This window comes from Aeromonas salmonicida subsp. salmonicida, assembly GCF_001643305.1.
GTDB lineage: Bacteria > Pseudomonadota > Gammaproteobacteria > Enterobacterales > Aeromonadaceae > Aeromonas > Aeromonas salmonicida.
Map to the genome: position 1 here is coordinate 35,837 of NZ_LSGW01000047.1, position 21,055 is coordinate 56,891.

22 protein-coding genes are annotated in these 21,055 nt (G+C 58.9%); 9 read left to right on the forward strand and 13 right to left on the reverse strand.

Annotation, left to right across the window (positions count from 1 at the left end; genetic code table 11):
* Positions 1 to 50: 50 nt before the first annotated feature.
* The 12 genes from AXW79_RS05990 to glyA form a co-directional block, all read right to left on the reverse strand.
* The gene (locus AXW79_RS05990; protein WP_005317588.1) at positions 51 to 1,775 is read right to left on the reverse strand and encodes a dipeptide ABC transporter ATP-binding protein; all 1,725 of its coding nucleotides are present in this window, start codon (positions 1,773 to 1,775) and stop codon (positions 51 to 53) included.
* Between the two features lie 510 nt (positions 1,776 to 2,285).
* Positions 2,286 to 2,780: a phosphatidylglycerophosphatase A family protein gene (locus tag AXW79_RS05995; RefSeq protein WP_005317590.1), complete on the reverse strand. Its 495-nt coding sequence runs from the start codon at positions 2,778 to 2,780 to the stop codon at positions 2,286 to 2,288.
* On the reverse strand, positions 2,777 to 3,736 hold the full coding sequence (thiL, locus tag AXW79_RS06000; RefSeq protein ID WP_005317591.1) for a thiamine-phosphate kinase: 960 nt from the start codon (positions 3,734 to 3,736) through the stop codon (positions 2,777 to 2,779). The genes AXW79_RS05995 and thiL overlap by 4 nt, the downstream gene beginning before the upstream one ends.
* Before the next feature lie 101 nt (positions 3,737 to 3,837).
* Positions 3,838 to 4,251, reverse strand: a complete 414-nt coding sequence (gene nusB, locus AXW79_RS06005) for a transcription antitermination factor NusB (protein ID WP_005317593.1) — start codon at positions 4,249 to 4,251, stop codon at positions 3,838 to 3,840.
* A 14-nt stretch (positions 4,252 to 4,265) separates the two neighbouring features.
* Positions 4,266 to 4,736, reverse strand: a complete 471-nt coding sequence (gene ribH, locus AXW79_RS06010) for a 6,7-dimethyl-8-ribityllumazine synthase (protein ID WP_005317595.1) — start codon at positions 4,734 to 4,736, stop codon at positions 4,266 to 4,268.
* A 131-nt stretch (positions 4,737 to 4,867) separates the two neighbouring features.
* Positions 4,868 to 5,977 carry a bifunctional 3,4-dihydroxy-2-butanone-4-phosphate synthase/GTP cyclohydrolase II gene (gene ribBA, locus AXW79_RS06015; protein ID WP_005317598.1) on the reverse strand — a complete coding sequence of 370 codons (1,110 nt, stop codon included), beginning with the start codon at positions 5,975 to 5,977 and terminating at the stop codon, positions 4,868 to 4,870.
* A gap of 143 nt (positions 5,978 to 6,120) precedes the next feature.
* Positions 6,121 to 6,774: a riboflavin synthase E1 gene (ribE1, locus tag AXW79_RS06020; protein ID WP_005317599.1), complete on the reverse strand. Its 654-nt coding sequence runs from the start codon at positions 6,772 to 6,774 to the stop codon at positions 6,121 to 6,123.
* Positions 6,775 to 6,829: 55 nt separating this feature from the next.
* A complete protein-coding gene (ribD, locus tag AXW79_RS06025; protein ID WP_011898424.1) occupies positions 6,830 to 7,939 on the reverse strand; it encodes a bifunctional diaminohydroxyphosphoribosylaminopyrimidine deaminase/5-amino-6-(5-phosphoribosylamino)uracil reductase RibD in 1,110 nt (369 codons plus the stop codon).
* 74 nt (positions 7,940 to 8,013) lie between these two features.
* Positions 8,014 to 8,463: a transcriptional regulator NrdR gene (gene nrdR / locus AXW79_RS06030; protein WP_005317604.1), complete on the reverse strand. Its 450-nt coding sequence runs from the start codon at positions 8,461 to 8,463 to the stop codon at positions 8,014 to 8,016.
* Between the two features lie 134 nt (positions 8,464 to 8,597).
* A complete protein-coding gene (locus tag AXW79_RS06035) occupies positions 8,598 to 8,930 on the reverse strand; it encodes an NIPSNAP family protein (protein WP_005317607.1) in 333 nt (110 codons plus the stop codon).
* 67 nt (positions 8,931 to 8,997) lie between these two features.
* The gene (locus AXW79_RS06040; protein WP_005317609.1) at positions 8,998 to 9,426 is read right to left on the reverse strand and encodes a ParB N-terminal domain-containing protein; all 429 of its coding nucleotides are present in this window, start codon (positions 9,424 to 9,426) and stop codon (positions 8,998 to 9,000) included.
* 106 nt (positions 9,427 to 9,532) lie between these two features.
* Complete coding sequence (glyA, locus tag AXW79_RS06045; protein WP_005317611.1) at positions 9,533 to 10,786, reverse strand: serine hydroxymethyltransferase; 1,254 nt, start codon at positions 10,784 to 10,786, stop codon at positions 9,533 to 9,535.
* Positions 10,787 to 11,346: 560 nt separating this feature from the next.
* On the opposite strand from glyA, the gene AXW79_RS06055 reads away from it, so the two are divergent.
* The 6 genes from AXW79_RS06055 (at position 11,347) to AXW79_RS06080 (ending at position 17,405) form a co-directional block, all read left to right on the forward strand.
* Entirely contained in the window at positions 11,347 to 11,634 is a 288-nt protein-coding gene (locus AXW79_RS06055) for a hypothetical protein (RefSeq protein ID WP_005317613.1), read from the forward strand.
* Positions 11,635 to 11,951: 317 nt separating this feature from the next.
* Complete coding sequence (gene torD / locus AXW79_RS06060; RefSeq protein ID WP_005317622.1) at positions 11,952 to 12,596, forward strand: molecular chaperone TorD; 645 nt, start codon at positions 11,952 to 11,954, stop codon at positions 12,594 to 12,596.
* 4 nt (positions 12,597 to 12,600) lie between these two features.
* Positions 12,601 to 12,969, forward strand: coding sequence for a hypothetical protein (locus AXW79_RS06065; protein ID WP_005317625.1), 369 nt, complete (start codon positions 12,601 to 12,603; stop codon positions 12,967 to 12,969).
* A 171-nt stretch (positions 12,970 to 13,140) separates the two neighbouring features.
* Complete coding sequence (locus tag AXW79_RS06070) at positions 13,141 to 14,205, forward strand: hypothetical protein (RefSeq protein WP_005317628.1); 1,065 nt, start codon at positions 13,141 to 13,143, stop codon at positions 14,203 to 14,205.
* The gene (locus AXW79_RS06075) at positions 14,195 to 14,830 is read left to right on the forward strand and encodes a porin family protein (RefSeq protein WP_005317632.1); all 636 of its coding nucleotides are present in this window, start codon (positions 14,195 to 14,197) and stop codon (positions 14,828 to 14,830) included. Before AXW79_RS06070 ends, AXW79_RS06075 begins: the two co-directional genes overlap by 11 nt.
* A gap of 124 nt (positions 14,831 to 14,954) precedes the next feature.
* Positions 14,955 to 17,405, forward strand: a complete 2,451-nt coding sequence (locus tag AXW79_RS06080; RefSeq protein ID WP_005317635.1) for a sensor domain-containing protein — start codon at positions 14,955 to 14,957, stop codon at positions 17,403 to 17,405.
* A gap of 45 nt (positions 17,406 to 17,450) precedes the next feature.
* Here the strand turns inward: AXW79_RS06080 and AXW79_RS06085 are convergent, their stop codons facing one another.
* A complete protein-coding gene (locus AXW79_RS06085) occupies positions 17,451 to 17,750 on the reverse strand; it encodes a hypothetical protein (protein WP_005317639.1) in 300 nt (99 codons plus the stop codon).
* A gap of 168 nt (positions 17,751 to 17,918) precedes the next feature.
* Here AXW79_RS06085 and acs point away from each other — a divergent pair, with 168 nt between their 5' ends.
* The 3 genes from acs (at position 17,919) to accB (ending at position 21,051) form a co-directional block, all read left to right on the forward strand.
* Complete coding sequence (gene acs / locus AXW79_RS06090; protein ID WP_005317644.1) at positions 17,919 to 19,865, forward strand: acetate--CoA ligase; 1,947 nt, start codon at positions 17,919 to 17,921, stop codon at positions 19,863 to 19,865.
* Between the two features lie 265 nt (positions 19,866 to 20,130).
* Positions 20,131 to 20,580, forward strand: a complete 450-nt coding sequence (aroQ, locus tag AXW79_RS06095) for a type II 3-dehydroquinate dehydratase (protein WP_005317649.1) — start codon at positions 20,131 to 20,133, stop codon at positions 20,578 to 20,580.
* A gap of 36 nt (positions 20,581 to 20,616) precedes the next feature.
* Positions 20,617 to 21,051, forward strand: coding sequence for an acetyl-CoA carboxylase biotin carboxyl carrier protein (accB, locus tag AXW79_RS06100; protein WP_005317652.1), 435 nt, complete (start codon positions 20,617 to 20,619; stop codon positions 21,049 to 21,051).
* Positions 21,052 to 21,055 lie beyond the last annotated feature (4 nt).

Consider the following 21,055-nt stretch of genomic DNA (forward strand, 5'->3'; position numbering starts at 1 on the left):
CATGCTTTTGGCTTTCTTATTGACAGACAAACCGGCGAACCGGTGCTTTCCTAGCTTGCGATTTCCAGCCCCTCACGGGACATTCCCTTGAATTCCGGCATGAGGGAAATCAGCTTGCGGCTGTACTCATGCTCGGCATTGGTAAACAATTTTTCGGTCTCGGCCACTTCCACCAGATGACCGTGCTGCATCACACCGATACGATCGCACATCTGGCGGATCACCGGCAGATCGTGGCTGATGAACAGCATGGTGAGCCCAAGCTCCTGCTGCAGATCCTTGAGCAGGTTGAGGATCTGGGCCTGGACCGACACATCCAGCGCCGAGGTGGGCTCGTCACAGATGAGGAAACGTGGGCGGGTCGCCAGGGCTCGGGCGATGGAGATGCGCTGACGCTGACCGCCGGAGAACTCGTGGGGATACTTGACCCCGGCACCACGGCCGAGCCCGACGTGATCGAGCAGATCGTTGACGATCCCCTCGATCTGGCTCTCGCTGCCCGCCAGCTTATGAAAACGGATGGGCTCGGCGATGATGTCACGCACCTTCATGCGCGGGTTCATCGAGGAGTAAGGGTTCTGGAATACCATCTGCATCTGGCGGCGCAGGGGGCGACGCTCGCGCTCGCTCTTGAGCGCGGTGAGATCGATCCCCTCGAAGAAGATCTTGCCGGTATCGGGCGGATAAAGGCCCGTGATGGCGCGGGCTATGGTGGATTTGCCGGAGCCCGACTCCCCCACCAGACCGAAGGTCTCCCCTTCGAAGATCTCGAAGCTGATGTTGTTACAAGCCCGCACGTACTGGCGGCGGCTCGGGAAGATGGAATCCTTGGTGACAAACCTCAGGTCCACGTTCTCCACCCGCAGCAGGGCCCCTTCGTAAGCGCGCTCGTCCTGACTCTGACCGAGCCAGTGGGTCTTGAGATCGATATTGGTATCCGGCGCACTGGCATCCTCGATATAGGAGACCAGCGGGAAGCGCACCAGTTTGACGTCCGAGCGGGGCACAGCCGAGATGAGGCTGCGGGTATAAGGGTGATTGGGGCGGCCCAGTACCTGTTCAGTGGTACCGAACTCCACCAGATCGCCGCGGTACATGACCGCCACCTTGTCGGTGACGTTGGAAACCACGCCCATGTCGTGGGTCACCAGCATGCAGCCCACCTGGCGCTCTTTGCAGAGGTTGCGGATGAGCTGGAGGATCTGATCCTGAATGGAGACGTCGAGGGCCGTGGTCGGCTCATCGGCAATGATGAGCTCGGGATCGCCACTCAGGGCGATGGCGATAACGACCCGTTGACGCATGCCGCCGGAGAACTGGTGCGGATACTGCTTGATGCGCAGCTCGGGCTGCGGGATCCCCACAGCCCCCATCAGCTCGAGGGCCTTGGCAAAGGCCGCCTCACGGGAAAGGTCGGTATTGGCCAGAATGGTTTCCACCAACTGCTGTTCAACGGTGAACAAGGGGTTGAGGGAGGTCATGGGATCTTGAAAGATGAAACCGATGCGGGAACCACGGATGGCTCGCATCTCGTTCTGGCTCTTGCCGGAGATGAGTTCGCCGTTGAGATAGATGTCGCCACGGGCGATGCGACCCGGTGGGCTCAACAGGTCGATGACGGCGTTGCCTATGGTGGATTTTCCGGCACCAGATTCGCCTACCACACCGACAATCTCCCCTTTTTCGACACACAAAGAGAGATCTTTGACCGCGGCCAGCACCCCATAGCGGGAGGGGTACTCGATCCGCAAGTTTTTCACTTCGAGCAAGGACATGTTTACCTCTGCGGGGGACATCCGTCCCAAATAATTCGTCCGTAAATCAGCCGCAGATGCCGGTTTGCCTTGGTACTTATCTTGAGTGCTTGTTCTGAGTAAGAAACGCTCAATCCATGAGGCAGTTAAACCAGCGATCCGGGCGGGTTTTTTGCATTTTTTTGGAATAACCCGCGAGTAACTTAGACGGTTTAACCGCGAGTGTAAATGATCGGGTTATACAATTTCGCAATACTTTGCCTAGCCAGGGTGTATTCCGATAGTCATAAATGATGACTTATGTCACATAACCAGACTATATGACCACCATCAATCATTTTTAGTGCTTTTACTTTCAACAAAGGCGCAACATGCGGGAATATTCACTATCAGCACAATAGCATTAAGCTTCGAATGAGTAGTGAATATTTATGTGAAATGATTTTTAAACGGCAGCATATGCCAGTGAATGAAAATTAAACAGTGGTATATAGGGGGATGCCAGCGTGGTCATCCCCCTGACAGGGTAATTCAACCCAGCCAATATGCCAGTAATTGCATACAAAGCAGGGCGAACAAACCGGCGATGAGATCGTCCAGCATGATGCCGAGTCCGCCGTGAATGCGGCGATCAAACCAGGAGATGGGCCAGGGCTTGAATACATCGAACAACCGGAACAGCACAAAGCCGGCCAGCACCCAGGTCCAGCCGGCTGGCGCCGCTATCATGGTCACGCCAAAGCCGATCACTTCATCCCAGACGATGGCGCCGTGATCCGGCATACCGATGGCGTCAGTGGCACTCTGACAAATGCGAATACCCGCCACGAAACCCACCACCAGCAGGGCAATGAACCAGGGAGTGGAAAGCCCGCTCACCAGCAGGTACAGCGGTATGGCGGCCAGCGTCCCCATGGTACCCGGTGCCTTGGGAGAGAGGCCGGATCCAAACCCCACCGCCAGAAAATGGAGCGGGTTCTTCAGGTTCAGCCTTTTCAGCTCGGGCTTTATCATAAACAAGGTCATGCGAAGTGATCCCAGCCTTTCAATTGCAGCTCGACCGTTTGCTCGCCGCGGACATAGTCGATACCCGGCTCACCGGCCAGGATGCGGCCTATGCGGGTGAACTTGACGCCACAGTTGGCGAGTGCCGTGTCCAGCGCGCCGCGATACTCCTCGGGCACGGTGAAGCAAAGCTCGTAGTCATCACCCCCGGCCAGCGCCAGCTGCCAGGCATCCTGCTCGGGCACCGCATCCTGCAGCACGGGCGAGAGGGGCAGCAGACCAAGGTCAATCTGGGCCCGCACGCCGGAGGCCTTGAGGATATGGCCGAGATCCGAGGAAAGCCCATCTGAAAGATCCAGCGCACTGCCCGCCAGCCCGCGCAGGGCCTGGCCGGCCAGAATACGGGGATGGGGATGATCGAGCCTGGGCAGCACGGCGGCCAGCTGGTTCTCGTTGAGGGTGCGCTTGCCAAGCAGATGGGAGAGCGCCAGGGCGGCATCCCCCAGGGTACCGGTCACATAGATGCCATCACCGGCCTTGGCGCCGCTGCGCATCAGGGCTCGGCCTGCGGGAACGGATCCCTTCACCGAGACTGTGATGGAAAGCGGGCCGCGGGTCATGTCACCGCCCACCAGCGCCACATTGTAGTATTCGGCCAACTCCAGAAAGCCTTCGGCAAAACCTGCGACCCAGCTTTCATTGATGGCGGGCAGGGTCAGTGCCAGCGAGACCCAGCGCGGCTCGGCCCCCATGGCGGCGAGATCGGACAAATTGACCGCCAGCGCCTTGTAGCCAAGATCCACCGGATCCATGTCGGGAAAAAAATGGACGCCGCTCACCAGGGTGTCTGTGCTCACCGCCAGCTGGGTATCCGCTGGCAGGGTCAGCAGGGCGCAGTCATCTCCAGGGCCCATCACCACGTCCTTGCGGGCGTGGGGGATCTTGAAGTACTTATCAATCAGCTCAAATTCACCCATGCAATAAAAAGCCAGCGGTTAGGCTGGCTCCTCTCTTCAAAGCGGTTCACGATCTTGCTGCGAAGCCGTAAACACGCTCGTGATGCTGATGGACATCAGGATCAACGCTTGTTCAGCGTCTTGATCACCTTGTCCAGTACACCGTTGACAAACTTGTGGCTGTCATCGGCAGCAAAGGCCTTGGCCAGCTCGATCGCTTCGTTGATCACCACACGGGGCGGCACATCATCGCGACGGGTCAGCTCATAGGTCGCCAGACGCAGGATCGCCTTGTCCACCATGTCCACTTCTTCCAGCGGACGGGAGAGGAAAGGTGCAAACACCTTGTCCAGCTCGTTGCAGTGGAGGGCTACCCCGAACAGCAGATCGCGGAAATAGTTCAGGTCCACACCCTTGGTGTCCTGATCGATCTTGAACTGCTCTTCGATGTCGCCCACGTTGGCCCTGGTCATCTGCCACTGGTAGATGGCCTGGGTGGCGCAATGGCGGGCTTTACGGCGCTCGGACGGTTTCAATGTACTTCTCCTCGTTACACGTCCAGCTGTTTCAGGACGTTGATCATTTCGAGCGCGCTCAGTGCAGCCTCTGCACCCTTGTTACCCGCCTTGGTACCGGCTCGCTCGATGGCTTGTTCAATGTTTTCGGTGGTCAGCACGCCGAAGGCAACCGGAATTTCATATTCCATCATTACCTGGGCCATGCCCTTGCTGCTCTCGCTTGCCACCAGCTCGAAGTGATAGGTGCCGCCACGGATGACGGTGCCCAGCGCAACTATGGCATCGTATTGACCACTCTTGGCCAGCTTCTTGATAGCCAAGGGAATTTCGACGGCGCCCGGCACGCGTACCAGGGTGAGATTGCTGTCCTGGACTTGGCCTTGACGCTTCAGTACGTCCACAGCACCGTCCACCAAGCTTTCGTTGATGAAGCTGTTGAAACGGGCAACGACAATAGCAACGCGCGCCTCAGGAGCGGCGATATTTCCTTCGATAACCTTCATTGGAAATCCTGTATCTGTGCAATCAAAAGGGGCCGGAGTCAAAAGTGCGCATATTCTAGCACAACAGACCCACGACAAAAACCATGGCCGCAACGGGCGGCCATGATCGCAATGTCATGCGGGCGACGTGCTTATTCGCCGACGTATTCCACCACTTCCAGGCCGAAACCGCCGAGGGCGTGGTATTTCTTCGGTGAGCTCAAGAGCCGCATCTTGCCAACCCCCAGGGTCTTGAGGATCTGGGAGCCGACACCGACCCGACGCGAAGTACCCTGCCACTTGGCCCCTTCCGGTTGCAGCCCCTTGTCGGCGGCCTCAAAGCCCTTGACCCGCGCCAGCAACTCGGCGCCGTGGGCCTCGGCCCCCAGGATCACCAGCACGCCGCCTTCCTGGGCGATGCGGGCCATGGATTTGGGCAAGGGCCAGCTGCGGGCAGCATGGCGGTCGGTCAACAGCAGATCGCTCAGCACATCGTGCAGGTGCACCCGCACCAGAGTTGGCTGCTCGGTCTGGATGTCACCTTTCTTCAGGGCGAAGTGAACCTGATTGTCGATGGTGTCACGGAAGGTGATGAGCTCGAACTCGCCAAACTCGGTGGGCAGTTTGCACTCGGCCACCTTCTCCACCGTGGTTTCGTGCTGGTTGCGGTACTCGATGAGGTCGGCAATGGTACCGAGCTTGATGCCATGCTGCTCGGCGAACACTTCCAGATCCGGACGACGGGCCATGGAGCCATCCTCGTTGAGGATCTCGACGATGACGGAAGCGGCCTCGTAACCGGCAAGACGGGCCAGATCCCAACCCGCTTCGGTGTGACCTGCACGGGTCAGCACACCACCATCCTGCGCCATCAGCGGGAAGATGTGGCCCGGCTGCACCAGGTCGGCGGCCTTGGCATCGGGCGCCACGGCGGCCTGTACTGTGACGGCGCGATCCGCCGCCGAAATACCTGTGGTCACCCCCTCAGCCGCTTCTATGGTCACGGTGAAGGCAGTGGAGAACTGGGCATTGTTGCGATCAACCATCAGCGGCAGCGCCAGCTGCTTGCAGCGATCCCGGGTCAAGGTCAGACAGATGAGGCCACGGCCGTAACGGGCCATGAAGTTGATATCCTCCGGGCGGACACAGGAGGCGGCCATGATGAGGTCCCCTTCGTTCTCCCTGTCTTCGTCATCCATCAGGATCACCATCTTGCCAGCCTTGATATCGGCAATGATTTCCTGGGTTGTGCTCAGCGCCATGGGCTACTCCATCAACTTGCTTCGGGAATTGAGCCCGGAGGCTCACTTTGATACAGAATTATGTTGCTCTAGATGGGGGCTCTGGGCCCCATTTCAATCAGAGCGGGATCACAGAAAATCGTTTTGGTCAGCGGTTTCGCCACTTACAGAAAGCCGGACTGGACCAGTTTCTCCAGAGTCAGGCTGGAGGTAGCAGCGTCCTGCGCCTTGCCTTGCATCAGCCGCTCCAGATAACGGGCTATCTGATCCACCTCGAGATTCACGTGATGACCCGGTTTCCAGCGGGCTATGGTGGTCTCCTGGGCGGTGTGCGGCACTATGGTGAGGCGAAACAAGTCCCCCTGCACGGCATTGACCGTCAGGCTGATGCCGTCTACCGCGATCGACCCCTTCTCGGCGATGTAGCGAGAGAGCTCGCCCGGTGCCTTGATCCAGTATTCGATGGCGCGACCGCTGCTGGACTTGCTCTTCACCTCACCCACCCCGTCCACATGACCGGAGACCAGATGGCCGCCAAGCCGGGAGGTCGGCATCAAGGCCTTCTCCAGATTGACGGGATCGCCCACCTTGGCCTTGGCAAAGCCGGTGCACGACAGGGTCTCCAGCGACACATCGGCGGTGTAACTCTTGTCGCCAAGACCAATCACGGTCAGGCAGACGCCGTTGGTGGCAATGGAGTCGCCCAGCTTGACGTCGCCAAAATCCAGCGTCGGCGCGTGGACTGTGAGCGCCATGTCCTCGCCCTGGCGGCGCAGCGCGGCAAGGGTTCCCACCGCTTCGATAATTCCGGTAAACATGCAGATCACCTTGATGATGACGGGGCCGGTTCGGCCCCCGATAACGATTGGAAAATCAGGCTATCCTGGCGGTGATGCGGATATCCTGTCCCACCAGCCGCACATCCTTGATGCAGAGCTTGGGCGCCTGGAAAAGACGGGTGAGCGCTGGCAGATGGAACAGGCCACGCCCCTCATCCCCCATCAGTTTCGGCGCCTGATAAAGCACCAGCTCATCCACCAACCCCTTGTCCAGCAGGGCACCGCAAAGCCTGGGCCCGGCTTCCACCAGTACGGAATTGATGTTCCGCTTGGCCAGCAGCATAAAGAGGCTGACCAGATCCAGCTTGCCATCCAGCAGGGGCAGCTCCAGTTGCTGCACCCATTCAGGCCAGTCGCCAGCCGCCTTGTGACGGGCCAGCAAGACAGGGCCTGTGCTCTGGAACAGGGGCAAGTCCGGGGTCAGCCGGTTCCGGGAATCGACGATGACCCGCAGAGGCTGGCGCAGCGTCTCTTTGGCATAAGTGGCCTTGAGAGAAGGGGGCAGCTCATCCCAACGCACCGTCAGCGAGGCGCCATCGGCCAGCACGGTTTCGGCGCTGGAGAGCACGGCGTCGTGACCGGCGCGCAGCCGCTGCACATCGGCACGGGCCAGGGGGCCCGTTATCCACTGACTCTCGCCGCTTGCCATGGCGGTGCGGCCATCGAGGCTGGCACCGAGTTTGACGGTCACCAGCGGAAAAGCGGTACGCATCCGCTTGAAAAAGCCCGGATTGAGCGCCTCGGCTTCACTCGACAGCAAGCCAAAATCGGTCTTGATGCCCGCTTCCGACAACATCCGCAGACCACGCCCGCCCACCTCGGGGTTGGGGTCGACCATGGCCGCCACCACCCGGGTCACCCCGGCCTTGATCAGCGCCTCGGCGCAAGGGGGGGTGCGACCATGATGGGAGCAGGGCTCCAGGGTCACATAAGCGGTAGCACCACGGGCTTCGTCACCGGCCTCATGCAGGGCATAGATCTCAGCATGGGGTTCTCCGGCTCGTTTGTGCCATCCCTCGCCGACCACAACGCCGGCTTTCACCAGCACGGCGCCGACACAGGGATTGGGGGCCGTGGTATAGCGGCCGCGGCGGGCCAGTTCAAGGGCCCGATTCATCCATTGGTAATCATCTTGACTAAACATCTGGGCTCCCGTTCAAAGCGAGAAAATGGGCGTTGCAGGTTCGATTGGCGCAGCGTAACCGGACATTGGGAAGCTTATTTCTCCAGCTTGGCGATCTCTTCGCCGAACTCGCGGATGTCCTCGAAGCTGCGATAGACGGAGGCAAAACGGATATAGGCGACCTTGTCCAGGCTCTTGAGCTCATCCATCACCAGATTACCCACCAGCTGGGAGGCGACTTCGCGCTCACCGGTGGCTCGCAGGCAGGACTTGATATGGTTGACCCCCTTTTCGATGGCTTCCATGCTCACGGGTCGCTTCTCCAGCGCCCGCAGGATGCCACCACGCAGCTTCTCTTCATTGAAGGGCTCGCGGGAGCCGTTGGACTTGATGACACGGGGCATCACCAGCTCGGCCATCTCGAAGGTGGTGAAGCGCTCGTGACAGAGCAGGCACTCACGACGGCGGCGTACCTGATGGCCTTCTGCCACCAGACGGGAATCGATCACCTTGGTATCAACCGCACTACAGAAAGGGCAATGCATCGGACCTCCGGCGTTAACAAACAGGGCACCTGCCCCACAGGGGCAGGATCTTGGCGGGCCAGTGTAGCACGGCCATCCAAAACCGGTAAAAGCCCAGAAAAACAATATGTCACCGTCTATATTCCTTAAACACTTCAGGGGGTGCGAAGTCCCTCTATGGCCGTTGCAGGCAAGCAGATGACGGTATTTGCATCCGCTTCGATCAGCGCAACAATGGCGTCTCTCGGGCCTTCTCGCCAGGCATCCGTTGCATAGAATGCCGCCTGGGAAGCGCTCAGATGCGCAAGATCATCGTATGCCCGCATCAGAAAATAGGCATCCGGATCATGCAGGGAGGGGCCGTGGCTCACCACATCCATTCCCCATTTGCGGTGCAGTGGCATGCTCTGCTCGGTCACCAGTGCATGAAACGCAGCGCGGCTCCCCGCCTTGAGCCGATAACTGCGGATTTCCAGCACTCTCTTCATCGCACTTTCTCCAGCTAAAAAAATACCGCCAGCAAGGCGATATTCAACCCTTCAGTCAACCTTGAGCTCAGTCGTCATAGGGCAAGTCGTCGGGCTCACAACCTGCGTGGTCGGGTGCCGGATCGTGCGCAAACTGCACCGCATCAATGTGAGTGTGCCCCTCTATCAATGCCTTGCACACCCTGTGCATGCCATCCATGACCCGACCTGCACTATCCAGAATGATGGGATAGGCAAGGGAAGCACTGGCAATCAACTGACAATGCTCGGCTATGCTGCGCACCGTGGGTCTGGCCACGCCGTGTCCGTACCAGTGATCGGTATCCAGCTCGGCAATCTGTACCAATGGCACAGCTTGCACCGGCAAGCCATGGCTCAACCGCACCAGACGCCGTACATCCCATGCCAGCAGCCCCTCCGGGCTATCGCGAAAATGGTACTGGGCACGGATGGACACGATCAGATCGTCATCTGTGATCCCGGGCTGGGCTGGCATTATGCCTCCTATATCAGCACAAGCTCGGCGCCCATGGCGGGGCCGAAACAGAAAAAACAATGCCACCCGCAGGTGGCATTGGTCTCAAACCAGCATGGCTGGTGTATCAGGCATAAACCGGGAAACGACGGCAGATATCCAGCACCTTTTCGCGGGTGTTGGCCAGCACTTCGTCGTTGTCATGGTTGTCCAGCACGTCACAGATCCAGTTGGTCAGATGGATGGACTCTGCTTCCTTGAAACCACGGCGGGTGATGGCCGGGGTACCGATCCGCACACCTGAGGTGACGAACGGGGAACGCGGGTCGTTCGGCACCGAGTTCTTGTTGACTGTGATGTTGGCTTTGCCAAGAGCGGCATCGGCTTCTTTCCCGGTCAGCTCACGGCCGATCAGATCAACCAGCATGAGATGGTTGTCGGTACCGCCTGAGACGATCTTGTAACCGCGCTCGATGAAGGTCGCCGCCATGGCTTTGGCGTTTTTGACGACTTGAGCCTGATAGGTCTTGAACTCGGGCTCCAGCGCCTCTTTGAATGCCACTGCTTTACCGGCGATGACATGCATCAGCGGGCCACCCTGGCCGCCCGGGAAGACGGCTGAGTTCAGCTTCTTGTACAGATCTTCGTCGTCAGCGGCGGAGAGGATCAGACCACCACGGGGACCGGCCAGGGTCTTGTGGGTAGTGGAGGTAACCACGTGAGCGTGGGGCACCGGGTTCGGGTAGACACCAGCGGCAATCAGACCGGCTACGTGAGCCATGTCGACGAACAGCCAGGCACCAATCTTGTCGGCGATTTCACGCATGCGGGCCCAGTCAACGATACCTGAGTAGGCGGAGAAGCCACCTATCATCATCTTCGGCTTGTGCTCGACGGCCAGACGTTCCATTTCGTCATAGTCAATCTTGCCGGACTCATCGATACCGTAAGGAATGATGTTGTACAGCTTGCCGGAGAAGTTGACGGGGGAGCCGTGGGTCAGGTGACCGCCATGGGCCAGGTTCATGCCCAGCACGGTGTCGCCCGGCTGCAGCAGAGCCATGTAAACGGCACTGTTGGCCTGGGAGCCGGAATGCGGCTGCACGTTGGCGTAAGTGGCACCAAACAGTTCCTTGGCGCGCTCGATGGCCAGGGTTTCAACCACGTCGACGTACTCGCAACCACCGTAGTAGCGCTTGGCCGGATAGCCTTCAGCGTACTTGTTGGTCAGCTGGGAGCCCTGGGCTTCCATGACGCGGGGGCTGGTGTAGTTCTCAGACGCGATCAGCTCGATGTGCTCTTCCTGACGACGGGTCTCGTCTGTGATGGCCTGCCACAATTGCGGATCATAATTGGCGATGGTCATGTCACGTTTCAACATCCGTTTCTCTCCTGAAAATCGTTTGCGCGTTAGGTGAAGTGGGCCCGCGCATTGTAACGTGAGCTGGATCAAAGAGACAGTCCAACCACCCAAAAAATTGTTTATAAAATGTAAAATGTGTCGCAAATTTCGAAGTCAGTGCAGGCTCTCCCTTTAGCTATAGCGCTGGCATTCGTGCTGACATTAGTGCTGGCGAATAATCCTCCCTCTGTCCATCCGTCCCCGATACCCATCACACCATAGCCCTGCCAGTAAACAGAAACCGGGACAACAAACAGCAAAAACCAGAGCCGGATCATGGATATAGCCGTTACTAACAGATAACATCTTTACACGGCACAGCGGTTGCACCGCCAATAGATGGAGGCAAAACATGCCGGGCAAGACTCTCGCCACGCCCCAGATAGATCTCGATTTGCACCTTCCCCTGGCACTGAGCTTTCGCCAGCCTGCCTGCCGACCGAACGCTGGCAGCAAGAATTTCCACTCGACACACCTGTTCCATGGCGGGTCAAGCCTCTCTCATCCTTCCTTGCATCACCTCAACACGGGGGTACACCATGATGGATAACCTGATGCTTTTTCTGATCATATCGGTATTCGCTGTTTTCTATTGGGTCTACTATACCGGCAGTCGCAAAAGCCCTTTCACCACCCAGTGGGAGACATTGCCCACCAAAGAGCAGTATCTGGCGGCGCACCCGGAGGCCATTGATGGCGATATCATCTTCTGCATTCACTGCGGCCATCATCAGCAACTGGATGTCGGCCTGCTGCACCAGACCGATTTTCGCCGCCAGCATATCTGCACCCATTGCAAGAAGGCGATCTACCGCGAAGAGATCTGATATCTGATTCATCACCTTGGGATCCGCCAGCTAGCCGGGGCCGATTACTCCTAATGATCCTCGACCAGGCTCAGAGCCAGCGACCAGGCTTCTGCATCTTCGTGGGCTCCAAAGCGCCCCGGCACGAAATAGCCGATGGGCTGCCTCAGTTCGAGACCCGCCCTCTCTGAGTTGCCATCAATACGCCCTGAAAACGTCGCCATCAGCGGCGTTTTTTCTGGCTTGTTCGCCGAATTGTCACCTATGGGTTAACTTTTCTGCCAAAGCCGTTAGAATCGGGCTCACTCTGTTTCCCGCTTGCCATCCACGGAGGAAAAATGCAGGAATTTCTGGCCACTAGCGAACGTCGGGCCGAACTTTACTGGTGGTTCGCCACCCTGTTTAGCGCCGAGCTCAGCGATAAACAGATCGCCGAATACGACAGCTACGATGTGCGAAGCTTCCTGAAGAGCCTCTCCACGCTGGATCCCATGCGCCCGGCCGTCACCGAGCTTAATGAGGCCATCGCCCGTCTGCTGGTGCGTGACGAGCGCGCCACTGCCCTGGCGGCCGACTTCAAGGGACTGTTTCTGGCCGATACGGCCGTTCAACCTTATGAATCCGCCCATCTGGATGCCTCATCCCTCGGCCGCATGCAGCAACGACTGGTGCGCCTTGCCATCGATGTCAGTGCCAAATACCCGCAGCCGGTCGATCATCTTGGGGTCGAACTGGATCTGATGGGCAACCTCATCATACGTGCCGCCGAAGCCCCCAGTGCCGATCAGCGTGAACAGTGGCTAGGCGAGCAGGAAGCCGTGCTGCATGGCCATCTGCTGGCCTGGTTCCCCCATTTTGAAGTCGCTTGCCGCGCTGCCGATCCCTTTGGTTTCTACGGCGCCAGTGCTCGCTTGCTGGGTGTATTCCTCACCATGGATGCCAACTACCTCAGCCTGGTCAAACCGGCATCCTCCGCCGACTAAGCCGATGAAAACCGCCCTGCTACTGATCGCCTGCTGGCTGCTGACCCTGATCCCGCAGGATCAGGGTCTGACGCCGCTCTTCAGCTTGCTGTTCAATCCGGACAGAGATCTGTATGGCACGGCCCAGCTCACCGGTTTCGGCGGCATACTCTTGACCCTCTATCTCGCCAACCTGGGGGTGGAGGTGGTGCTTCGCCGCCGTTTTCAGATAGCCGGCATGCTGACCCTGCTGGTCGCATGGATAGGCTTTATCAATGCCAGCGGCAGCGAAGCCCACTGGCTCTTGCTACTTGCCCTCTCCCTGCCCTTTCATGTGCTCGGCCTTCTGGTGCTGACGCGCGGCATTCAGGCATTCGGCCGCCAGAAAGGCTGAAAAACCGCCAAAAGTATTACAAATCATGACAGCCGGATCCCCGCATTCCTCGTCCCAGCAAGGTCGGCGTGGTGAGAGCCGGTAACATCTGCTTACATTCAGCTCCCATTCAGTTTTGTTGCAACCGTTATAGTGCGGCTCCTTTTTACCAACCGACACAGGAGCAACAGCATGCCTCCACAGGATGCGCGCATCACGGGTCTCGATCTGTTGCGAGGGCTTGTCATCTTCATGGCCGTCTTCGAGCACTACACCGGCTATCTCAACTACTGGTACATCGATTTTTTCAACCGTGAACATGCCCTCTGGGACAGCTTCTATCTGTCACACAAGGCGATGGCCGGCCACCTGCTGCCCATGGATAACACCACAGCACAGGTCTCGGCCTGGCTTATCCCCTGGGTGAGCCAGATCTACCTGGCCCTGGCGGCCTTCAACCTGAGCCGTCGCAGCCAGGAGCGTTTCAGACCACAACTGGGCGGCAAGCTGGTGCTGTTTGCCAGCATCATACTGATCCTCTATGTCGAAGGGCTGGTCATAGCCCCCAACTTCGGCGAGGCCATCTCTTTCTATCCTGTCATGCTGTGGATGTGCCTGCTGGATCAATTCGGCGTGCAGACCCTGCTTGGCAATATCGACAGTTGGATGAAGCTGCACGTGCATCCCGACTATGAGCTGGATGCCCGCCTCGATCTCTTCATGGCCAGCGGCTGCTTCGGTTTCCTGTACGGCTGGTGCTGGCATCAGCGCCCCCAGTGGCGGGATCGCCTCAATGGCCTGGTACTGACTCTCTCCCTCATCGCCCTCGTTATCTATCTTGCGTTTGGCGAGAGCAGTTCGGTCGAACTCAGTGATATCTACGCCAACGAGCACGAGCTGGCGCTGGACATGACGGGACGCGCCGGGATCTGGGGCATGGAGTTTCTGGTGATCGGGGCCGTACTCTGGCTGCATCAGCGCAACATCAACCTGTGCTGGCGACCGCTCAACTGGATCGGCATGTATTCGCTGACCGTCTTCATCTTCCACAAGAGTATCTTCGTGCACCTGTGGGGCCCCTTGCTGCTGTGGTGGACTGCCCGCCAAGGCACCATTCTGCCCAACAGCTTCGGCCTTATCATGCTGCTCAGTGCCACCAGCGTGCTGCTCATCTATGCCTTCCAGCGCTCCGGCATCATCTGCCACCTGATGGGCATGCATCAGGACAGAGACTGGGTGCGGCTCTATGGCAAGTAGTCGCTGGCTGCTGCTGACCCTGCCACTCGCGCTGCCCTTGTCGGCCAAGGAGCAGGATAACCTGTGGCAGGTGGGCGGCCAGTGGCAACTCGACAGCAATCAGGCCGGGGTCAAGGCTGACGCCAGCGCCCACTTCTGGCTCGCCTATGAGCGAGAAACCATGGTCGGCCTGATCTTTGCCGATGGGCAGAGCGCCGGGCTGGCCTTGCCGCTCTACAAGCAGAGCTTCCTCGCGCTGGGGGTCAGTCCCATGCAGGTGGTGGATCGCACCCGTTTCAGCGCGCTCTGGCGCCTCGGCTGGCAACTGGACGAGGATCATCAGCTGAGCCTGGGTCAGCTCTATGATGTGACCGGTCGCTATGGCCATATCTGGTATATGGAACACAGCCTGCCGCTGCCGGCAGCCCTCTCCCTCAATCTCTGGCTGACGCGAGGCAGCCAGGCTCACATGGCGGCCTATGGTGCCAGCGAGGGGTGGCGGGATTGGGGCGTCACGCTGGAGCGAAGCTGGGGCTGGCAGCAATGGCGACTGGGTACAGAGGTGGGCGCCAAACAGTGGCTTATCAAGGATCGCGATTGGCAACCCGTGGTGAACCTGACCCTGAGCTATCGCTTCAGCTGGTAACCATCACTTCAGCCGGCAACACGACCAGATAGGGGGCAAATGCAGCCCTATCTCTTCCCTCCAAAGCGCTTCATGCCATACTGACAACACCTTAAATGACAAAAAAGTCAATTCAGGAGCCGTCATGCAGGAAGAGACATCCGAATCCATGCCAGATCCGCCAACGCCGGGTCAACTGAATCCAAACGAGCTGCAACAGCTGTTTGAGCTGGCGCCGTTCGGCATAGGCGTGTTCGACCGCTACTTTCGCTGCCGCAGCGTCAACCAGACGCTGGCCGATATCAACGGCCTCTCCCGGGAAGATCACTACGGCAAATACCTGCGTGACATAGTGCCGACGCTGGCCCCTGTGCTGGAACCCCTGTTTCAACAGATCATCAGCAGCGGTATTCCCCAGGTGGAATTGAGCCTGAGCGGCCAGACGGAGGCCCATCAGGGCCAGCAACGACGCTGGCAGGCAATCTACAGCCCCATGCTGGATGAACAGGGCACCCCTGACGGCATACTGACCATAGTGCGGGATGTCACCGAGCAGTATGAAGTGCAGCAACGGCTGCAACTGGCCATGAGTGCAGGCCAGATTGGCGTCTGGGAGTGGCATGTGGCCGAAGACAGGTTGCAATTTGATGGCCAGGTCGAACGCCTGCTCGGCACGGCCGCCAACCAGTTTCAGGGGGGAATGGATAACTTCATCAAGCGCTTCGATCCCGTGTCGGGGGAGCAGCTCAGAACCGCCCTCAACGGCACGGCCCCCCTTCACCTGACTTTGAGCTACCTGGGGCCCAACCAGATGCGGGGCTGGGTCGATCTCCATGCCGATCATGTGGCCGCCACCGACACTCAGGGACGCCGCATCATGGGGGTGATCCACGATGCAACCGATCGCTGCAATCAGGAAGACAAGCTGCGCCAGGCCAATGTGGTCTTCGACACCACGGCAGAAGGCATCATCATCATGGATGGGCAGCGCCAGATCATTTCGGTCAACCCGGCCTTCTGCAACATGACCCAGTACGAACCGGACGAGATAGTGGGCAAGTCACTGGAGGCCATCATGCATCCCCGTCGCCATACCGACATTGACTACCCCTGGCACACCCTGCTGCCCGGCAGCCACGCCTGGCACGGGGAGATGATGTGTCTGCGCAAGGATGGCGACTACTTCACCTCCTGGCAGCATGTCAGCGCCGTCTATGACAGCCGCCACAACACGGCCCACTATGTGATCACCTTCTCCGACATCAGCGCCATTCGCAAGGCAGAGGCGCAGCTCAACCACCTCGCCTATCACGATCCTCTGACCGAGCTTGGCAACCGCAACCTGTTGCAGGAGCGGCTCGAACTGGAAATCAAGACGGCCCAGCTCAATCGGCAGCAACTCGCCCTGCTGTTCATCGACCTCGACGGTTTCAAACTGATCAATGACAACCTGGGCCACAGGGCGGGGGATCAACTGCTCAAGCTGCTGGCCGGGCGCATCCGCCAAAGCCTGCGTCACAACGATGTGGCTATTCGGCTAGGTGGAGATGAATTCCTCGTGCTGATCCCCTATTTCGAACAACAGGATGAGCTGGCACAGCTCGCCGAACAGCTGCTGGCACGTCTGCGCGAGCCGGTCGAACTGGAACACGAGCAGGTCGCCATCTCCGCCAGCATCGGCATAGCCCTCTACCCTGAGCACGCCCGGAGCCCGGACGCCCTGGTCAGTGCTGCCGACAACGCCATGTACGAAGCCAAAAGCCAGGGCCGTAACGGCTATCTGTTTTACAGTCCCGACATGGCCGAACAGACACGGGAACGGATGAGCCTGGAGCAGGGGCTGCTCAAGGCCATTGATCAGCATCAGCTCTGCATCCTGTATCAACCCATGACGGATCTGGCCAATAACCGCCTGAGCGGGCTGGAAGCCCTGTTGCGCTGGCAACATCCCAGCGAAGGCATGATAGCGCCAGCCCGCTTCATACCGGTGGCAGAGGAGTGTGGTTTGATAGAACAGATTGGGGAGTGGGTAATGCGCACCGCTTGCCAGCAGGGACAGGCATGGCTGGCGGCCGGGCTGGCCGTGCCACGGCTCTCGGTCAATGTGTCGGTAAGGGAGATGCGCGCCATTGGCTATGTGGAGCGGGTCGCGGCCATCCTGGCGGAGACCGGCTTCCCGGCGGAGCGGCTGGAGATAGAGGTGACGGAAAGCATCATACAGCGAGTCGACCATAGCTTGCAGCTGTTCACCCGCCTCAAGGCGCTGGGGGTGCAGATTGCCATCGATGACTTCGGCACCGGCTTCTCATCCCTGAGCTTGCTCAAAAGCCTGCCCATCGATCGCATCAAGATAGATCAAACCTTCGTGCAGGCTCTGCCCGATGACAAGCACAGTCGGGAGCTGTGCCGTACCATCATCAACCTGGCCGACAGCCTGGGCATGGCTGTCACCGCCGAGGGGATCGAGACCCAGGCCCAGCGCCAGTTTCTGCAATCCCTGCACTGTCAGGAGGGACAGGGCTACCTGTTCAGCCACCCCTTGACCGAACCCCATCTGGCTGCCCAGCTGACTCCCCGCAAGGGAGTCTGGTGCTGAAGCCGGCAAGTGCTGCAAGAATCGCTCAATGATCGAAAATACGGCTCACTCACTGAACGTCAGCCTGGCATCCCACCCCTCGCTCTGGCCCTGGAGCGAGTCTGCCATCAGTGCATCCTTCGGGTAGCGCGGTTTTGGCTGCCCGAGAGTAACTGTCACAGGGGGTTTGCGCGCCAGAAATGCATTGCCCATCTGATCGGCAATACGCTCTCGCACTGCTGGCGAGCCGCTCTGATCGCGCGTCACGGGGAACTCTTTGGGTTGGGGAGCAGCCAGTGCGGCTTCATCGGCAAGCGTAGAGGCATCGGACTGCCAGAGGGCGGTGCAAAGGAGCAGGGACAACATGGCTATCTCCATCGATAAAACCGATGTTTTTACTCAATCACCGATGAATTGTCACGAATGGCACTGTAAGCAGATGTTTCCATCTATCCAAAAGTCTAATTGCCCTCGTACGCCAAAGGTATAAGTTGTTACTTAATCATTACAAGAATGTATTAAAAGGAGTGACAGATGAGCGAGAGCAAGGTCTACCCGGTCAAAGCCCACATCAGCAACGGCGCCCTGCTGGACAAGGCAGGTTACGAGGCCATGTACCGAGCCTCCGTGCAGGATCCGGATGCCTTCTGGGGTGAACAGGGAAAAATCATCGACTGGATGAAGCCTTATACCAAGGTAAAGAACACCTCGTACGACCCGGGGCATGTCTCCATCAAGTGGTATGAGGATGGCCTGCTCAACGTCTCGGCCAACTGCCTGGATCGCCATCTGGCACAGCGCGGTGACAAGGTGGCCATCATCTGGGAAGGGGACAACCCGGCAGAGGATCGCAAGCTGACCTACCGCGAGCTGCACGCCGAGGTGTGCAAGTTTTCCAACGTATTGAAAGCACAGGGTGTGCATCGGGGTGATGTGGTCTGCCTCTACATGCCCATGGTGCCGGAAGCGGCCATCGCCATGCTGGCCTGTACTCGTATAGGTGCCGTGCACAGCATCGTCTTCGGCGGCTTCTCGCCGGAGGCCCTGGCCGGCCGCATCATTGACTCAGGCTCCTCCATCGTCATCACGGCCGACGAGGGGCTGCGTGGCGGCCGCCCTGTCCCGCTCAAGAAAAACGTGGATGAAGCGCTCACCAATCCGGATACCCGGGTCAGCAAGGTGATAGTGCTCAAGCGCACCGGCGGCAACGTTGCCTGGCACAACCACAGGGACATCTGGTGGCATGAGGCAACTGCCGCCGCCAGCAGCGACTGCCCACCCGAGGCAATGAACGCCGAAGATCCCCTGTTCGTCCTCTACACCTCCGGTTCCACCGGCAAGCCCAAGGGAGTGTTGCACACCACCGGCGGCTATCTGGTCTACGCCACCCTTACCTTCAAGTACGTGTTCGACTACCACGAGGAGGACATCTACTGGTGTACCGCCGACGTGGGTTGGGTCACGGGCCACTCCTATCTGGTCTACGGGCCGCTCGCCAACGGCGCCACCACCATCATGTTCGAAGGGGTGCCCAACTACCCGGCCACCAACCGCATGAGCCAGGTGGTAGACAAGCACCAGGTCACCATCCTCTACACGGCCCCGACGGCGATCCGCGCCCTCATGGCCAAGGGCCGTGATGCGGTAGAGGGCACTTCCCGCCAGAGCTTGCGCATCATGGGTTCAGTGGGCGAGCCCATCAACCCGGAAGCCTGGGAGTGGTACTACCGCACCATAGGCGAGGAACGCTGCCCCATCGTCGATACCTGGTGGCAGACCGAGACCGGCGGCATCCTCATCAGCCCGCTGCCCGGCGTCACCGATCTCAAGCCAGGATCGGCTACCCGTCCCTTCTTCGGGGTGCAGCCGGCGCTGGTGGACAACATGGGCGAGCCGCTGGAGGGTGCAACCGAGGGCAACCTGGTGATCACCGACTCCTGGCCGGGTCAGATGCGCACCGTGTTTGGCGATCATGAGCGCTTCGAGCAGACCTACTTCTCCACCTTCCCGGGTCGTTACTTCACCGGCGACGGCGCCCGTCGCGACGAAGATGGTTACTACTGGATCACGGGACGGGTGGATGATGTACTCAACGTATCCGGCCATCGCATGGGGACCGCCGAAATAGAGTCGGCGCTGGTCGCCCATCCCAAGATCGCCGAGGCGGCGGTGGTGGGAGTGCCCCACGAGATCAAGGGTCAGGGCATCTACGCCTATGTCACCCTGATCGCCGGGGAAGAGCCGAGCCGCGAGCTGCATAAAGAGGTGAAAGAGTGGGTGCGCAAGGAGATTGGCGCGATTGCCACGCCGGATGTGATCCACTGGGCGGAGGGGCTGCCGAAGACCCGTTCCGGCAAGATCATGCGCCGAATTTTGCGCAAGATCGCCACCGGCGAGACCGACAGTCTGGGGGATATCTCCACCCTGGCGGATCCGGGTGTGGTGGACAAGCTCATTCGCGAGAAGTCGGAAGCGGCCTGATCCCGCCCCTTCTCAGCCTCCAAAGCCGGCCCTGTGCCGGCTTTGTCGTCTCTGCTACTGAGCAATTTAACACCTCACTGGATAGTGCAAAAAACAGACAGATGTAGAGATTAGACCAGTAAAATGCTGCTAATTTTCACGAAATCAATATAATTGCGAAATCTGTGTGCCAGTGCACACCGAATTGCGCAGAAAATGGCTAGATTTCTGGTAGTCCACAAGATAGCTGGTAGATAGCAGCATTATCATCGAGGATGTACTCAATATGTCGCAAAATCACCGTATTCTCCTGCTCAACGGGCCAAACCTGAACCTGCTGGGCAAACGGGAACCGGGCATCTACGGCAGCAAGACGCTCGATGAGATCGTCGCCGATCTGAAGCACAACGCCATCGAACTCGGCGTCACACTGGAACACCTGCAATCCAACGCCGAACATGAGTTGGTCAGCCGTATCCACCAGGCCATGGGCCAGGTGGATTATATCATCATCAATCCAGCCGCCTTCACCCACACCAGTGTCGCCATCCGCGATGCGCTGCTGGGTGTCGCCATCCCCTTTATCGAGGTGCACCTGTCAAACGTCCATGCCAGGGAGCCTTTCCGTCATCACTCCTATCTGTCTGATGTCGCTAAAGGAGTAATCTGCGGGCTGGGTGCAGATGGCTACCAATTCGCTTTAACCGCGGCCGTGCATCAGTTGCGCGCGGCTTGATAATCACTGATCAGATAAAGAAGAAAGAGAATGCTAATGGATATCCGCAAAATCAAGAAGCTGATTGAACTGGTTGAAGAGTCCGGCATTGCCGAACTGGAGATCTCCGAAGGTGAAGAGTCCGTTCGCATCAGCCGCAACTTCTCCGGTCAGGTGACCACCGCCATGCCGCAGATGATGATGCAGCCGGCCATGGCCCCTGCCGTCGCACCGACCGCAGATGCGGCCACCCCGAGTGGTCACCTGATGCGCTCCCCCATGGTTGGCTCCTTCTATCGCTCCTCCAGCCCGGAAGCCAAGCCGTTCGCGGAAGTCGGTCAGCACGTCAATGTCGGCGATACCCTGTGCATCGTCGAAGCCATGAAAATGATGAACCAAATCGAGTCTGACAAGACCGGCGTGATAAAAGCGATCCTGGTTGAAAATGGTCAGGCCGTCGAATTTGACGAGCCGCTGTTCATCATCGAATAAGGGA

Excerpts from the sequence above, each read along its gene's own strand:
- aroQ (WP_005317649.1), top strand. The coding sequence starts at position 20,131 with ATGTCGCAAAATCACCGTATTCTCCTGCTCAACGGGCCAAACCTGAAC.
- AXW79_RS05990 (WP_005317588.1), bottom strand. The coding sequence starts at position 1,775 with ATGTCCTTGCTCGAAGTGAAAAACTTGCGGATCGAGTACCCCTCCCGC.
- AXW79_RS06065 (WP_005317625.1), top strand. The coding sequence starts at position 12,601 with ATGAAAACCGCCCTGCTACTGATCGCCTGCTGGCTGCTGACCCTGATC.
- nrdR (WP_005317604.1), bottom strand. The coding sequence starts at position 8,463 with ATGCATTGCCCTTTCTGTAGTGCGGTTGATACCAAGGTGATCGATTCC.
- AXW79_RS06055 (WP_005317613.1), top strand. The coding sequence starts at position 11,347 with ATGATGGATAACCTGATGCTTTTTCTGATCATATCGGTATTCGCTGTT.
- thiL (WP_005317591.1), bottom strand. The coding sequence starts at position 3,736 with ATGGGTGAATTTGAGCTGATTGATAAGTACTTCAAGATCCCCCACGCC.
- ribH (WP_005317595.1), bottom strand. The coding sequence starts at position 4,736 with ATGAAGGTTATCGAAGGAAATATCGCCGCTCCTGAGGCGCGCGTTGCT.
- glyA (WP_005317611.1), bottom strand. The coding sequence starts at position 10,786 with ATGTTGAAACGTGACATGACCATCGCCAATTATGATCCGCAATTGTGG.
- accB (WP_005317652.1), top strand. The coding sequence starts at position 20,617 with ATGGATATCCGCAAAATCAAGAAGCTGATTGAACTGGTTGAAGAGTCC.
- AXW79_RS06070 (WP_005317628.1), top strand. The coding sequence starts at position 13,141 with ATGCCTCCACAGGATGCGCGCATCACGGGTCTCGATCTGTTGCGAGGG.
- AXW79_RS06035 (WP_005317607.1), bottom strand. The coding sequence starts at position 8,930 with ATGAAGAGAGTGCTGGAAATCCGCAGTTATCGGCTCAAGGCGGGGAGC.
- AXW79_RS05995 (WP_005317590.1), bottom strand. The coding sequence starts at position 2,780 with ATGACCTTGTTTATGATAAAGCCCGAGCTGAAAAGGCTGAACCTGAAG.
- ribBA (WP_005317598.1), bottom strand. The coding sequence starts at position 5,977 with ATGGCGCTGAGCACAACCCAGGAAATCATTGCCGATATCAAGGCTGGC.
- AXW79_RS06080 (WP_005317635.1), top strand. The coding sequence starts at position 14,955 with ATGCAGGAAGAGACATCCGAATCCATGCCAGATCCGCCAACGCCGGGT.
- AXW79_RS06085 (WP_005317639.1), bottom strand. The coding sequence starts at position 17,750 with ATGTTGTCCCTGCTCCTTTGCACCGCCCTCTGGCAGTCCGATGCCTCT.
- AXW79_RS06075 (WP_005317632.1), top strand. The coding sequence starts at position 14,195 with ATGGCAAGTAGTCGCTGGCTGCTGCTGACCCTGCCACTCGCGCTGCCC.
- torD (WP_005317622.1), top strand. The coding sequence starts at position 11,952 with ATGCAGGAATTTCTGGCCACTAGCGAACGTCGGGCCGAACTTTACTGG.
- ribD (WP_011898424.1), bottom strand. The coding sequence starts at position 7,939 with ATGTTTAGTCAAGATGATTACCAATGGATGAATCGGGCCCTTGAACTG.
- ribE1 (WP_005317599.1), bottom strand. The coding sequence starts at position 6,774 with ATGTTTACCGGAATTATCGAAGCGGTGGGAACCCTTGCCGCGCTGCGC.
- AXW79_RS06040 (WP_005317609.1), bottom strand. The coding sequence starts at position 9,426 with ATGCCAGCCCAGCCCGGGATCACAGATGACGATCTGATCGTGTCCATC.
- acs (WP_005317644.1), top strand. The coding sequence starts at position 17,919 with ATGAGCGAGAGCAAGGTCTACCCGGTCAAAGCCCACATCAGCAACGGC.